Below are 12128 nucleotides of genomic sequence, written 5' to 3' on the forward strand. Positions count from 1 at the left end.
ACTTGACTGCGCAGACTGAGCTGGGCGGTCGTATCTGAACAGACGTATGTGAGCACGCTTGCGCAGACGTACACAGACTTACGGAGAAGGGGAGAAGCGATGAGCACACCCGACGGGCCCGTCGGCACCGAACGCAGCCTCGGCCAGCTGGTCTCCACGGCCACCAGCGAGATGTCCGCGCTGGTGCACGACGAGATCGCGCTGGCCAAGGCCCAGCTGCGGCAGGACGTCAAGCGGGGTGCGGTCGGCGGTGGCGCGTTCGCCGCGGCGGGGGCGGTGCTGCTCTTCTCGCTGCCGATGCTGAGCTTCGCCCTGGCGTACGGCATCCGCACGTGGAGCGGCTGGAACATGGCGATCTGCTTCGTGCTCTCCTTCGCGGCGAACGTGCTGGTCGCCGGGGTGCTCGCGCTGATCGGCGTCGTCTTCGCGAAGAAGGCCAAGAAGGGCAAGGGGCCGCAGAAGGCGGCCGCGTCGGCCAAGCAGACGGCTGCCGTACTCCAGAACGTCAAGCCGCACCCGCGTTCGATGAGCCCCGCGGCTTCCACGGGTGCCACCCTCGACCGTGTCAGTGACAAGGCTGCGGCTGTGGCACGCTCGTCTTCATGACGGACCCTGCCACGCCCGCCCCCCATCCGGCCCAACCGACGTCACTCGTACGCATCGAAGGACCGTGGACCCACCGGGACGTCGCCGCCAACGGCGCCCGCTTCCACATCGCCGAGATGGGCGACGGGCCGCTGGTGCTGCTCCTGCACGGTTTCCCGCAGTTCTGGTGGACCTGGCGGCACCAGCTGGTGGCGCTGGCCGACGCGGGCTTCCGTGCGGTCGCGATGGACCTGCGGGGCGTGGGGGGCAGCGACCGTACGCCGCGGGGTTACGACCCGGCGAACCTCGCGCTCGACATCACGGGCGTCGTCAGGTCGCTCGGCGAGCCGGACGCCGCGCTCGTCGGGCACGACCTCGGCGGGTACCTCGCGTGGACGGCGGCCGTGATGCGCCCCAAGCTGGTGCGCCGCCTCGCCGTCTCCTCGATGCCGCATCCGCGGCGCTGGCGCTCGGCGATGCTGTCGGACCGCAAGCAGACCGCCGCGGGCTCGTACGTGTGGGGCTTCCAGCGGCCGTGGCTGCCGGAGCGTCAACTCGTCGCGGACGACGCGGCTCTGGTGGGGCGTCTGGTGCGGGACTGGTCGGGGCCGCGGCTTCCGGACGACGAGTCGGTGGAGACCTACCGCCGTGCCATGACGATCCCGTCGACGGCGCACTGCTCGATCGAGCCCTACCGCTGGATGGTGCGGTCGATGGCCCGCCCGGACGGCATCCAGTTCAACCGGCGCATGAAGCGCCCTGTGCGGGTTCCCACGCTGCATCTGCACGGCTCCCTGGACCCGGTGATGCGCACGCGCAGCGCGGCGGGCTCGGGCGAGTACGTCGAAGCGCCTTACCGCTGGCGGCTGTTCGACGGTCTCGGGCACTTCCCGCAGGAGGAGGACCCTGTCGCTTTCTCCACCGAGCTGGTGAACTGGCTGAAGGATCCCGAGCCGGACCGGTAGGCCGCGCGTTGCCTTGAACGGTCTCTGAACCGACGTCATGCGAACGCTTGTTCTTCGAACGGCCAATTGCCTCCCGCATAGGCCAATTGGGGCCCGTGGGCGCGATTACCGACCTTGGGGCACGGGCACACGTCGGGGTATGGGCTGGACGCACGACTACAGTGACGCAGCACGCAACCGCCGCTCGGCCACAGCGCTGAACAGCCGTGAGAGGGGCGCTCCGCACGATCCGGGCCATGAAGGCCCCGCTCAAGGCATCGGCATTCCCCACATCCTGCGCCGCAGGGCCCGCTGGGTCTCGGCGCGGCTGAGGCATACGCGCGACTGATCCGCCTGCTCCCCCGACTGCGCCCGGCTACAGCGCGCAGCCCTGGCTGTCGACCTCCTGGTTGGCGCTGCGGCCTGCCTCGATGTCCTTGCGGACCTCGTCGGCGGTGAGTGCGTAGCCGGTGTCCGGGTCGTCCAGTGACTTCGCGAAGACCACGCCGTAGACCTTGCCGTCGGGCGTGAGCAGCGGGCCGCCGGAGTTGCCCTGACGGACGGTCGCGTAGAGCGAGTACACATCGCGGCGCACGGTGCCGCGGTGATAGATGTCCGGGCCGTTGGCCGTGATGCGACCGCGCACGCGCGCGGGGCGGACGTCGTACGGACCGTTCTCCGGGAAGCCGGCGACGATCGCGTTGTCACCGCTGACCGCGTCCTTCGACGTGAACTGCAGCGCGGGCGCCTGGAGGGTCGGCACGTCGAGTACGGCGATGTCGCGCTCCCAGTCGTAGAGCACGACCTTGGCGTCGTACGTCCTGCCGTCTCCGCCTATCTGGACCGTCGGCTCGTCCACGCCACCGACCACGTGCGCGTTCGTCATCACGCGACGGTCGTCGAAGACGAAGCCGGTGCCTTCAAGGACCTTGCCGCAGCCACGGGCCTCGCCCTGCACCTTCACGATGGAGCGCTTGGCCTTCGTGGCGACCTCGCTCTTGGCGAGCTTGGGGTCGGGGGCCTGCACCTCGGTGATGGGCTCGTTCGAGAACGGGCTGAAGACCTGCGGGAAGCCGTTGCGCGCGAGGACCGAGGAGAAGTCCGCGAACCACGTGTCGGCCTGATTGGGCAGCGTGCGCGAGACGCCGAGCAGGATCTTGGAGTTGCGTACTTCCTTGCCGACCGTCGGCAGCGTCGTGCCCGCGAGGGCGGAGCCGATCAGCCAGGCGACGAGGAGCATCGCCAGTACGTTGACCAGCGCGCCGCCCGTGGCGTCCAGGGCGCGGGCGGGCTGCCAAGTGATGTACCGGCGCAGCTTGTTGCCCAAGTGCGTGGTGAAGGCCTGGCCGATGGAGGCACACACGATCACGATGACCACGGCGACGACGGCGGCCGTCGTGCTCACCGCTCCCTCGTCGTCCGTGAGGGCGCCCCAGATGACGGGCAGCAGGTACACCGCGACGAGTCCGCCGCCCAGGAAACCGATCACCGACAGGATGCCGACGACGAATCCCTGGCGGTAGCCGACGACCGCGAACCACACGGCGGCGACCACCAACAGGATGTCCAGCACGTTCACCGATTCAATCCTCGCCTCGCATCGCGGTCGCCACGTCCCCGCAACCTTGTCATGCGCGCCAGTCGAGCGGCACCTGCTTGGTGCGGTCCCAGGGGCGCTCCCAGCCTGCGAAGTGCAGGATTCTGTCGATCACTCCGGCCGTAAAACCCCAGACCAGAGCGGATTCGACGAGGAAGGCCGGGCCTTGGTGGCCGCTCGGATGAACCGTCGTCGCGCGGTTGGCGGGATCCGTGAGATCAGACACGGGGACGGTGAAGACGCGGGCGGTCTCGGCCGGGTCGACGACGCCGACGGGGGTGGGCGAGCGCCACCAGCCGAGCACCGGGGTCACCACGAAGTCGCTCACCGGGATGAAGAGCTTGGGCAGCACGCCGAAGAGCTGGACGCCCCGGGGATCGAGCCCGGTCTCCTCCTCGGCCTCGCGCAGGGCGGCGCGCAGGGGGCCGTCGGCGAGCGGATCGCCGTCCTCGGGGTCGAGGGAGCCGCCGGGGAAGGAGGGCTGGCCCGCGTGCGAGCGCAGGCTGCCCGAACGCTCCATCAGGAGCAGCTCGGGGCCGCGGTCGCCCTCTCCGAAGAGGATCAGCACGGCGGACTGGCGCCCGGCGCCGCTCTCCGGGGGCAGGAAGCGGCTGAGCTGGGTCGGCCGGACGGTCTCGGCGGCGCGGGCGACGGGATCCAGCCAGGCGGGGAGGCCCTCGGTGCTGAGGCGCGCGTATCCGTTCGGGCTGCCCGTCTGGTGCGCGCCCGGACTGCCCGTCAGGTGGCCGCCGGGGCTGCCTGGCGCGTGGCCTGCGGGGCCGCCCGGCGCGTGCTCGGCGGGGCTGCCTGTGCGGCCGGGGCTCTGGCCGGGTGTCCGGCCGGTTCCTTGGAAGCCGTTCCCATCACTCATGTGCGTATCGCTCGTGTCGGTTGTCTCGCTCGTGTCGCTCGCGTGCGTCATCGGCACCCCCGTCCAACTGTGGACAACGCCTGTGGACCCTCGGTTGGTTCCTCGCTCATGCCGCGCCCAGCGGGGGCGCCGCCTTTCCCGGATAGTCCGGCGGGGGCTTGAGGCGCTGGCCGGGCAGGCCGCCCATCTCGTACTTCAGGAGCTTCTTCGCCTTCTCCGGGTCGGTCTCACCCTCTCCGTACGACGGACAGAGGCCGGCGATCGGGCAGGCGCCGCAGGCGGGCTTGCGGGAGTGGCAGATCCGGCGGCCGTGGAAGATCACGCGGTGCGAGAGCATCGTCCACTCGCTCTTCGGGAAGAGGTCGGCGATGGCGGCCTCGACCTTCACCGGGTCGGTCTCCTCGGTCCACTTCCAGCGCCGGACGAGCCGCCCGAAGTGGGTGTCCACGGTGATCCCGGGGACACCGAAGGCGTTCCCGAGCACGACGAACGCGGTCTTGCGGCCTACGCCGGGCAGCTTGACCAGGTCTTCTATGCGGCCGGGGACCTCGCCGCCGTGGTTGTCCCGCAGGGCTGCGGCGAGCCCCATGATCGACTTCGTCTTCGCCCGGAAGAAACCGGTCGGCCGGATCAACTCCTCGACCTCTTCCGGGTTGGCGGCGGCCAGGTCCTCCGGCGTTGGATACGCGGCGAAAAGGCGCGGGGTCGTCTGGTTCACCCGCAGGTCGGTGGTCTGCGCGGAGAGGACCGTGGCGACGAGCAGCTCGAAGGGGTTCTCGAAGTCCAGCTCGGGGTGGGCGTACGAGTACACCTCCGCGAGCTCGCGGTTGATGCGGCGGGCCCTCCGGACGAGGGAGGCGTGGGACTCGGGCTTGGCTTTGGCCTTGGTCTTGGTCTTGGCCGGGGCGGTGGCTTTCTTGGCCGGGGCGGCCTGCTTGGTCGCGGCGGCCTGCTTCGCCGGGGCGGCCTTATTGGTCGCGGCGGCCTTCTTGGTCGCGGCTGTGGCTTTCTTGGTCACGGCCGTCTTCTTTGCTGCGGTTTTCTTCGCTGCGGTGGCCTTCTTGACCGGGGTGGGTTTCGCCGCGCCCGCGGTGGCCTGATTCTTCTCCGAAGGCTTGCTCACCGGTGGCACCCTTGTCCCTTTTGTCGCATTCTCTGGTTCAGTGGAAGCGTGTTCGCCCACAGCGGAATCCGGGCGGCATGTAACCTTCCCAGTCCCCATGGCCTGTGCTCTCACCGGCTTTTTGGACACCCGGCCAGCCTAGAGCCCGACACTGACATCCGCCCTGGACCCTATGGATCGGCCCCCAATTGGCCCCCTCCCGCACAGCATGCGACGCCAGTGCGGCAGACTTGTGACTGATCACACTGTTTGGACGGTCCGGCAAAATGGGGACCACGGTCCCCTGATGCAGGTCGACAAGGAGAGAACTCGTGGACGACGTTCTGCGGCGCGCCCCGCTCTTCGCGGCGCTCGATGACGAACAGGCCGCGGAGCTCCGCGCCTCCATGAGTGAGGTGACGCTCGCGCGCGGGGATGCGCTGTTCCATGAGGGCGACCCCGGAGACCGCCTTTATGTGGTCACCGAGGGCAAGGTGAAGCTTCACCGCACCTCACCCGACGGCCGCGAGAACATGCTCGCGGTGCTCGGCCCCGGCGAGCTCATCGGTGAGCTCTCGCTGTTCGACCCGGGCCCGCGTACGGCAACCGCCTCCGCGCTCACCGAGGTCAAGCTGCTCGGCCTCGGCCACGGCGACCTTCAGCCGTGGCTGAACGCACGGCCCGAGGTGGCCGCGGCGCTGCTGCGTGCCGTTGCCCGGCGCCTGCGCAAGACCAACGACCAGATGTCCGATCTGGTCTTCTCCGACGTGCCCGGGCGTGTGGCCCGCGCCCTTCTGGACCTGTCGCGCCGCTTCGGCGTGCAGTCCGAGGAGGGCATCCACGTCGTGCACGACCTCACGCAGGAAGAGCTGGCCCAGCTGGTCGGCGCCTCCCGCGAGACGGTCAACAAGGCACTGGCGGACTTCGCCGGGCGCGGGTGGCTTCGGCTTGAGGCTCGCGCGGTGATTCTGCTGGATGTGGAGCGGTTGGCGAAGCGGTCACGCTGACGCTGTTTCTTGTACGTGGATGGGGTTCCGCCTCTCTTGGAGGCGGGGCCCCATCTGCGCTTCCGCACAAGCCTTTCCCGCCCACCCACCCGATTGCCCCGCGGTGGGGGGGTGGGTTGCCGTGGAGGGCTGGGCGGGTACGGGATCGGTGCGTGGGTCAGTTGCCGCCTCGGTGGGCGGGATCGGGGCGTGGGTGATCTGCCCGCCGGTTCGATTTGCGGGGCAGTGGCTTGGCGTTTGGGCTAGATCAAGCCGTGTTCGCGCAAGTAGTCCAGTTGTGCCCGTACCGACAGTTCCGCTGCCGGCCACAAGGAGCGGTCCACGTCCGCGTACACATGGGCTACCACCTGCGACGGCGCCGCGTGGCCGTTCTCGACGGCCGTCTCGACCTGGGCCAGGCGGTTCGCGCGGTGCGCCAGGTAGAACTCGACCGCGCCCTGGGCGTCCTCCAGGACCGGGCCGTGGCCCGGCAGGACCGTGTGCACGCCGTCGTCGACCGTCAGGGACCTCAGGCGCCGCAGGGAGTCCAGATAGTCCCCCAGGCGGCCGTCAGGGTGCGCCACGACCGTCGTACCGCGGCCCAGGACCGTATCGCCCGTCAGGACCGCCTGATCGGCCGGGAGATGGAAGCAGAGGGAATCCGCGGTGTGGCCCGGCGTCGGGACCACGCGCAGCTCCAGGCCGCCCGTCGTGATCACGTCACCCGCGCCCAGGCCCTCGTCGCCGAGGCGCAGGGCCGGGTCGAGGGCCCGCACCTTGGAGCCGGTCAGCTCGGCGAAGCGCGCGGCGCCCTCCGCGTGGTCCGGGTGGCCGTGGGTGAGCAGGGTGAGCGCGACCCGCTGCCCGGCCTTCTCCGCCGTGGCGATGACGTGCTGGAGGTGTACGTCGTCCAGGGGGCCCGGGTCGATGACGACCGCGAGCCCCGAGCCGGGTTCGGAAACGATCCAGGTGTTGGTTCCGTCCAGGGTCATCGCCGACGCGTTGGGCGCGAGGACGTTGACCGCGCGGGCGGTGGCGGGACCGCTGAGGACCCCGCCCCGGGGCTGGCCGGGGAGGGCGGCGGCTTCGGTCATGCGGGGGTGACTCCCGTCCGGTTCGTGGGCATGGCCCTGGGGGTGGGGGTGGTCATGCGGGACGGCTCCCCGTGGGGATGTGCTTGGTGAACTCCTCGTGGCCCGGCCAGGTCAGCACCAACTCGTCGTCCTCCAGGCGCGCTTGGGCCAGGACCGGGGTCAGATCGCGCTCCGGGGCGCCGGCCAGGGCTTCGGCCGCCGACCCGTAGGGGCTCAGTTGACGCAGGGTCGCGATGGTCGGCGGCATCATCAGGAGGTCGCCCTTGTCGTAACCGGCCGTGGCCTCCCCCGGGGCGATCCACACCGTGCGGTCGGCCTCCGTGGAGGCGTTGCGGGTGCGCTGCCCCTCCGGGAGGGCCGCCACGAAGAAGAACGTGTCGTAGCGCTTCGGCTCGAACTCCGGAGTGATCCAGCGCGCCCACGCGGCAAGGAGGTCACTACGGAGGACCAGGCCCCGGCGGTCCAGGAACTGGGCGAAGGAGAAGTCGCGGGCCACCAGGGCCTCGCGGTCCGCCTCCCAGTCGTCGCCCGTGGTGTCGCCGACGACGCTCGACGGGGTCGGCCCCGCGAGCAGCACGCCCGCTTCCTCGAACGTCTCGCGGACGGCGGCGCACACGATCGCCTGGGCGCCCGGCTCGTCCACGCCGAGGCGCTCCGCCCACGTCGCGAGCGAGGGGCCCGCCCAGCGCACGAGGTGGTCGTCGTCGCGCGGGTCCACGCCACCGCCCGGATACGCGTACGCGCCTCCGGCGAAGGCCATGGAGGCGCGTCTGCGCAGCATGTGTACGGCGGGGCCCGTCACGGAGTCCCGAAGGAGCATGACCGTGGCCGCCCGGCGCGGAGTCGCGGGAATCAGTTCGCCGCTGCTCAGCGCACGGATGCGGTCGGGCCACTCCGGGGGGTACCACTGCCCATTAGCCATGGGCGGAGGCTATCCCCTAGTGGGCTGATGTTCGAGAGGCAACTATCGGGTGCCAGAAGGCGGCCGACAAGCAAGCCGTCAACGAAGCGACCAGGCGGCGATCACGCCTCGGTCAGCTCCACCTGGACCTCGACCTCGACAGGCGCGTCGAGCGGCAGGACCGCCACGCCCACGGCGCTGCGGGCGTGCACGCCCTTGTCGCCGAGGACCTCGCCCAGCAGCTCGCTGGTGCCGTTGATCACGCCGGGCTGGCCCGTGAAGTCCGGGGCCGAGGCCACGAAGCCGACGACCTTCACGACGCGCTTGACGCGGTCCAGGTCACCGGCGACGGACTTCACCGCGGCGAGGGCGTTCAGGGCGCACGTGCGGGCCAGTTCCTTGGCCTCCTCGGGCGTCACCTCCGCGCCGACCTTGCCGGTCACCGGAAGCTTGCCCTCCACCATCGGGAGCTGGCCCGAGGTGTAGACGTACACACCGGACTGGACCGCCGGCTGATAGGCGGCGATCGGCGGCACGACCTCGGGCAGGGTCATGCCGAGCTCGGCGAGCTTCGCCTCGACGGCCCCGCTCATGCCTGCTTCTCCCGCTTCAGGTAGGCCACGAGCTGCTCAGGGTTGTTCGGCCCGGGGACGACCTGGACGAGCTCCCAGCCGTCCTCGCCCCAGGTGTCCAGAATCTGCTTCGTGGCATGGACGAGCAGCGGCACGGTTGCGTATTCCCACTTGGTCATATGGCCGACTGTAGCCGTTCTGAGGCACTGCTCACGGTGGCCTCCTGCTTAGCCCGGACGCCGACTGGTTAGGCTCGGAAGTGTGAGCAGGCTCCAGGTCGTCAGCGGCAAGGGCGGTACCGGCAAGACCACGGTGGCCGCCGCACTCGCGCTCGCCCTCGCGACGGAGGGCAAGCGCACCCTCCTCGTGGAGGTCGAGGGCAGACAAGGCATCGCGCAGCTCTTCGAGACCGAAGCGCTGCCGTATGAGGAGCGGAAGATCGCCGTCGCTCCCGGGGGCGGGGAGGTGTACGCCCTCGCCATCGATCCCGAACTGGCATTGCTCGACTACCTCCAGATGTTCTACAAGCTGGGGGGCGCGGGACGCGCGCTCAAGAAACTCGGCGCCATCGACTTCGCCACCACCGTCGCGCCGGGTCTGCGGGACGTCCTGCTGACCGGCAAGGCCTGCGAAGCCGTACGCCGCAAGGAGAAGAGCGGGCGGTACACGTACGACTGCGTGGTGATGGACGCGCCGCCCACCGGCCGCATCACGCGCTTCCTGAACGTGAACGACGAGGTGGCGGGGCTCGCCAAGATCGGCCCGATACACAATCAGGCGCAGGCCGTGATGCGCGTGCTCAAGTCGCCCGAGACGGCGGTCCACCTGGTGACGCTGCTCGAAGAGATGCCCGTCCAGGAGACCGCCGACGGGATCGCCGAGCTGCGTGCCGCGAAGCTCCCCGTGGGGCGCGTCATGGTCAACATGGTGCGGCCCGCGCTGCTCGACGAGGCCGCCCTCGAACTCGGGCTCGGCGGGACCCCGCGCACCGCCATCGCCAAATCCCTGTCCGCCGCCGGACTCGGCGGGGCCCGCCGCGGAGGTGTCGCCGAGCGTCTGGTCGACCCGCTCCTGGAGCAGGCCGCCGAGTACGCCGAGCGGTACGCCCTGGAGGGCTCCCAGCGGTCCGTCCTCGGCGACCTCGGCCTCCCCCTGCACGAACTCCCGCTGCTGGCCGGGGGAATGGACCTGGCAGGGCTCTACGAACTCGCCACGGAACTGCGGAAGCAAGGGATCGCATGACCAGGGATCGCATGACCTCGGACCCGGCACGAGACCCGGACACGGCACGCCCCCTGGACCCGGCCCGCACGCTCGACGTGGACGCCCTGATCGACGACCCGAAGACCCGCATCGTGGTGTGCTGCGGCTCCGGAGGCGTCGGCAAGACGACCACGGCGGCCGCGCTCGGCCTGCGCGCCGCCGAACGGGGCCGCAAGGTCGTCGTCCTGACCATCGACCCGGCGCGCCGGCTCGCCCAGTCCATGGGGATCGACTCGCTCGACAACGTCCCGCGCAAGGTCAAGGCGGTCGACGGCGAGGGCGAGCTGCACGCCATGATGCTCGACATGAAGCGCACCTTCGACGAGATCGTCGAGGCGCACGCGGACAAGGAGCGGGCGAGCGCGATCCTCGGCAACCCCTTCTACCAGTCGCTCTCGGCGGGCTTCGCGGGCACGCAGGAGTACATGGCGATGGAGAAGCTGGGGCAGCTACGCTCCCGCGACGAGTGGGACCTGATCGTCGTCGACACGCCGCCCTCGCGCTCGGCCCTGGACTTCCTCGACGCGCCCAAGCGCCTCGGCTCCTTCCTGGACGGGAAGCTGATCCGGGTGCTCATGGCCCCGGCGAAGGTGGGCGGCCGGGCCGGGATGAAGTTCCTGAACGTCGGAATGTCGATGATGACGGGGGCCCTGGGCAAGCTGCTCGGCGGCCAACTGCTGCGTGACGTCCAGACGTTCGTGGCCGCGATGGACACCATGTTCGGCGGCTTCCGCACCCGCGCGGACGCCACGTACCGGCTGCTCCAGGCGCCGGGCACGGCGTTCCTCGTGGTGGCGTCGCCGGAGCGGGACGCGCTGCGCGAGGCGGCGTACTTCGTGGAGCGCCTGGCCGCCGACGACATGCCGCTCGCCGGTCTCGTCCTGAACCGGGTGCACAGCAGCGGCGCCGCTCAGCTCTCGGCCGAGCGGGCGCTCGCCGCCGCGGAAAATCTTGAAGAGAGCCGCATTGTGGATCAGGAGGACGGGAAGGTTGGAGTTCGTAGCTCCCACGAGGCTCCCGGCAACTCCCCCGAGGCCCCTGGCAGTTCCCGGACTCCCGCACCTTCTGACGCATCCTCGGAAGAACCCTCCGAGGAGTCCTCCGAAGCGCCCGAAGCACCTGCCGAAACGCTTGAAGCGCCTGACGAAGCGCCCGAAGCACCTTCTGAACTCCATGACACGCATCCGCATGACACGCATCCGCCCGTGGCACAGCTGACCGCAGGGCTGCTGCGACTGCACGCGGAGCGCATGCAGCTGCTCGCGCGCGAACAGCGCACGCGCGACCGCTTCACCGCGCTTCACCCCGAGGTTGCCGTGGCCGAAGTGACGGCGCTGCCGGGCGATGTGCACGACCTGGCAGGCCTTCGGGCCATCGGGGACCGGCTCGCGACCGGTACTGATGGTGATCCGGCCGGAGCTGCCTGAGCAGTTCCTGAGCAGCGGGACCGGCGCACGCTGCCACGCGGCCGGTGGGGGCCTGCCCATGAGGGCATTCCCCACCGCCACGCGGCGGACGGGCTGACCCGACGGGCGCTAACCCACTGCCGCGTAGCTCTCGTACGTCTCGTCGTCCTCCAAGTCCACGGGCAGCAGGCCCGCGCCACGCTCGTACTCGGAGCGCGCCGTCTCCAGCAGACGGCGCCATGAGGTGACTGTTGGACGCCTGCGCAGCAATGCGCGGCGCTCCCGCTCAGTCATGCCACCCCACACGCCGAACTCGACGCGGTTGTCCAGCGCATCGGCCAGGCACTCCGTGCGCACCGGGCAGCCGGTGCACACCGCCTTGGCCCTGTTCTGCGCTGCTCCTTGAACGAACAGTTCATCTGGATCGGTAGTGCGGCAGGCCGCCTGCGCACTCCAGTCGGTTACCCAGCCCATACCGGCGCCGTCCTCTCCCGAATCGAGGCTCCCCCACGGCGGCAGCGGCATATTCACCGCCGCCAGTTGAGGACGTTACGGAAGGTGGGCACAGCGCAACACCCCCTTCGGGCCCAATCTTGAATGGCCCGAACGGACTATGCGTAAGCGGCAGATCACCCGACGGAGTGAGCTGGCGACATGCGTGATTAACCCGGCAAATGCGGGCACTTCAGCTGAGTCACAACGGGCATCGAATGCCGCATGAGGCGAATTCGGACACGCTTTCCCTAGCCCCAAAAGAGCAGAGGGAGTCCCCATTCGGGATTCGGGACCGACGGAGGGGTTGTTGCC

The 12128-nt window shown here is 70.1% G+C and carries 14 protein-coding genes; 6 read left to right on the forward strand and 8 right to left on the reverse strand.

All coding sequences use genetic code 11. The features are described 5' to 3' along the window. Positions 1 to 99: 99 nt before the first annotated feature. From M4V62_RS20380 to M4V62_RS20390, 3 genes are all read left to right on the forward strand, one after another. Positions 100 to 606, forward strand: coding sequence for a phage holin family protein (locus tag M4V62_RS20380; RefSeq protein WP_249588680.1), 507 nt, complete (start codon positions 100 to 102; stop codon positions 604 to 606). After that, the gene (locus M4V62_RS20385) at positions 603 to 1550 is read left to right on the forward strand and encodes an alpha/beta fold hydrolase (RefSeq protein ID WP_249588681.1); all 948 of its coding nucleotides are present in this window, start codon (positions 603 to 605) and stop codon (positions 1548 to 1550) included. The genes M4V62_RS20380 and M4V62_RS20385 overlap by 4 nt, the downstream gene beginning before the upstream one ends. Positions 1551 to 1689: 139 nt before the next feature. After that, positions 1690 to 1878 (forward strand): hypothetical protein, encoded by a 189-nt coding sequence (locus tag M4V62_RS20390; protein ID WP_249588682.1) that lies wholly within the window; start codon positions 1690 to 1692, stop codon positions 1876 to 1878. A 27-nt stretch (positions 1879 to 1905) separates the two neighbouring features. On the opposite strand, the gene M4V62_RS20395 is transcribed toward M4V62_RS20390, so the two are convergent. The 3 genes from M4V62_RS20395 to nth all read right to left on the reverse strand — a co-directional run bounded on the left by M4V62_RS20395 (position 1906) and on the right by nth (position 5120). Then, entirely contained in the window at positions 1906 to 3108 is a 1203-nt protein-coding gene (locus M4V62_RS20395; protein ID WP_249588683.1) for a MarP family serine protease, read from the reverse strand. Between the two features lie 49 nt (positions 3109 to 3157). Continuing rightward, on the reverse strand, positions 3158 to 3997 hold the full coding sequence (locus M4V62_RS20400) for an NUDIX hydrolase (RefSeq protein WP_249588684.1): 840 nt from the start codon (positions 3995 to 3997) through the stop codon (positions 3158 to 3160). 106 nt (positions 3998 to 4103) lie between these two features. Then, a complete protein-coding gene (gene nth / locus M4V62_RS20405; protein ID WP_249588685.1) occupies positions 4104 to 5120 on the reverse strand; it encodes an endonuclease III in 1017 nt (338 codons plus the stop codon). A 311-nt stretch (positions 5121 to 5431) separates the two neighbouring features. Here nth and M4V62_RS20410 point away from each other — a divergent pair, with 311 nt between their 5' ends. Next, on the forward strand, positions 5432 to 6106 hold the full coding sequence (locus M4V62_RS20410) for a Crp/Fnr family transcriptional regulator (RefSeq protein WP_016642758.1): 675 nt from the start codon (positions 5432 to 5434) through the stop codon (positions 6104 to 6106). A gap of 242 nt (positions 6107 to 6348) precedes the next feature. Here M4V62_RS20410 and M4V62_RS20415 read toward each other — a convergent pair whose 3' ends face one another. The 4 genes from M4V62_RS20415 to sp36 form a co-directional block, all read right to left on the reverse strand. Next, the gene (locus M4V62_RS20415) at positions 6349 to 7179 is read right to left on the reverse strand and encodes an MBL fold metallo-hydrolase (RefSeq protein WP_249588686.1); all 831 of its coding nucleotides are present in this window, start codon (positions 7177 to 7179) and stop codon (positions 6349 to 6351) included. A 52-nt stretch (positions 7180 to 7231) separates the two neighbouring features. After that, complete coding sequence (locus tag M4V62_RS20420) at positions 7232 to 8101, reverse strand: NUDIX hydrolase (RefSeq protein WP_249588687.1); 870 nt, start codon at positions 8099 to 8101, stop codon at positions 7232 to 7234. 101 nt (positions 8102 to 8202) lie between these two features. Beyond that, entirely contained in the window at positions 8203 to 8673 is a 471-nt protein-coding gene (locus M4V62_RS20425; RefSeq protein WP_249588688.1) for a RidA family protein, read from the reverse strand. Further along, complete coding sequence (gene sp36 / locus M4V62_RS20430) at positions 8670 to 8831, reverse strand: Sp36 family protein (RefSeq protein WP_003975360.1); 162 nt, start codon at positions 8829 to 8831, stop codon at positions 8670 to 8672. The genes M4V62_RS20425 and sp36 overlap by 4 nt, the downstream gene beginning before the upstream one ends. Before the next feature lie 82 nt (positions 8832 to 8913). Here sp36 and bagA point away from each other — a divergent pair, with 82 nt between their 5' ends. Then, positions 8914 to 9894: an ATPase BagA gene (gene bagA, locus M4V62_RS20435; RefSeq protein WP_249588689.1), complete on the forward strand. Its 981-nt coding sequence runs from the start codon at positions 8914 to 8916 to the stop codon at positions 9892 to 9894. 11 nt (positions 9895 to 9905) lie between these two features. Beyond that, entirely contained in the window at positions 9906 to 11342 is a 1437-nt protein-coding gene (bagB, locus tag M4V62_RS20440) for an ATPase BagB (RefSeq protein WP_249592913.1), read from the forward strand. 108 nt (positions 11343 to 11450) lie between these two features. On the opposite strand, the gene M4V62_RS20445 is transcribed toward bagB, so the two are convergent. Further along, the gene (locus M4V62_RS20445; protein WP_167828965.1) at positions 11451 to 11795 is read right to left on the reverse strand and encodes a WhiB family transcriptional regulator; all 345 of its coding nucleotides are present in this window, start codon (positions 11793 to 11795) and stop codon (positions 11451 to 11453) included. Positions 11796 to 12128 lie beyond the last annotated feature (333 nt).

The organism is Streptomyces durmitorensis, assembly GCF_023498005.1.
Taxonomy (GTDB): Bacteria; Actinomycetota; Actinomycetes; order Streptomycetales; family Streptomycetaceae; genus Streptomyces; species Streptomyces durmitorensis.

What these genes read in the sequence shown, in the direction of transcription:
- M4V62_RS20425 (WP_249588688.1), bottom strand. Translation starts at nt 8,673, where the DNA reads ATGAGCGGGGCCGTCGAGGCGAAGCTCGCCGAGCTCGGCATGACCCTG.
- M4V62_RS20420 (WP_249588687.1), bottom strand. Translation starts at nt 8,101, where the DNA reads ATGGCTAATGGGCAGTGGTACCCCCCGGAGTGGCCCGACCGCATCCGT.
- M4V62_RS20385 (WP_249588681.1), top strand. Translation starts at nt 603, where the DNA reads ATGACGGACCCTGCCACGCCCGCCCCCCATCCGGCCCAACCGACGTCA.
- bagB (WP_249592913.1), top strand. Translation starts at nt 9,906, where the DNA reads ATGACCTCGGACCCGGCACGAGACCCGGACACGGCACGCCCCCTGGAC.
- M4V62_RS20390 (WP_249588682.1), top strand. Translation starts at nt 1,690, where the DNA reads ATGGGCTGGACGCACGACTACAGTGACGCAGCACGCAACCGCCGCTCG.
- sp36 (WP_003975360.1), bottom strand. Translation starts at nt 8,831, where the DNA reads ATGACCAAGTGGGAATACGCAACCGTGCCGCTGCTCGTCCATGCCACG.
- M4V62_RS20445 (WP_167828965.1), bottom strand. Translation starts at nt 11,795, where the DNA reads ATGGGCTGGGTAACCGACTGGAGTGCGCAGGCGGCCTGCCGCACTACC.
- M4V62_RS20380 (WP_249588680.1), top strand. Translation starts at nt 100, where the DNA reads ATGAGCACACCCGACGGGCCCGTCGGCACCGAACGCAGCCTCGGCCAG.
- M4V62_RS20415 (WP_249588686.1), bottom strand. Translation starts at nt 7,179, where the DNA reads ATGACCGAAGCCGCCGCCCTCCCCGGCCAGCCCCGGGGCGGGGTCCTC.
- M4V62_RS20400 (WP_249588684.1), bottom strand. Translation starts at nt 3,997, where the DNA reads ATGAGTGATGGGAACGGCTTCCAAGGAACCGGCCGGACACCCGGCCAG.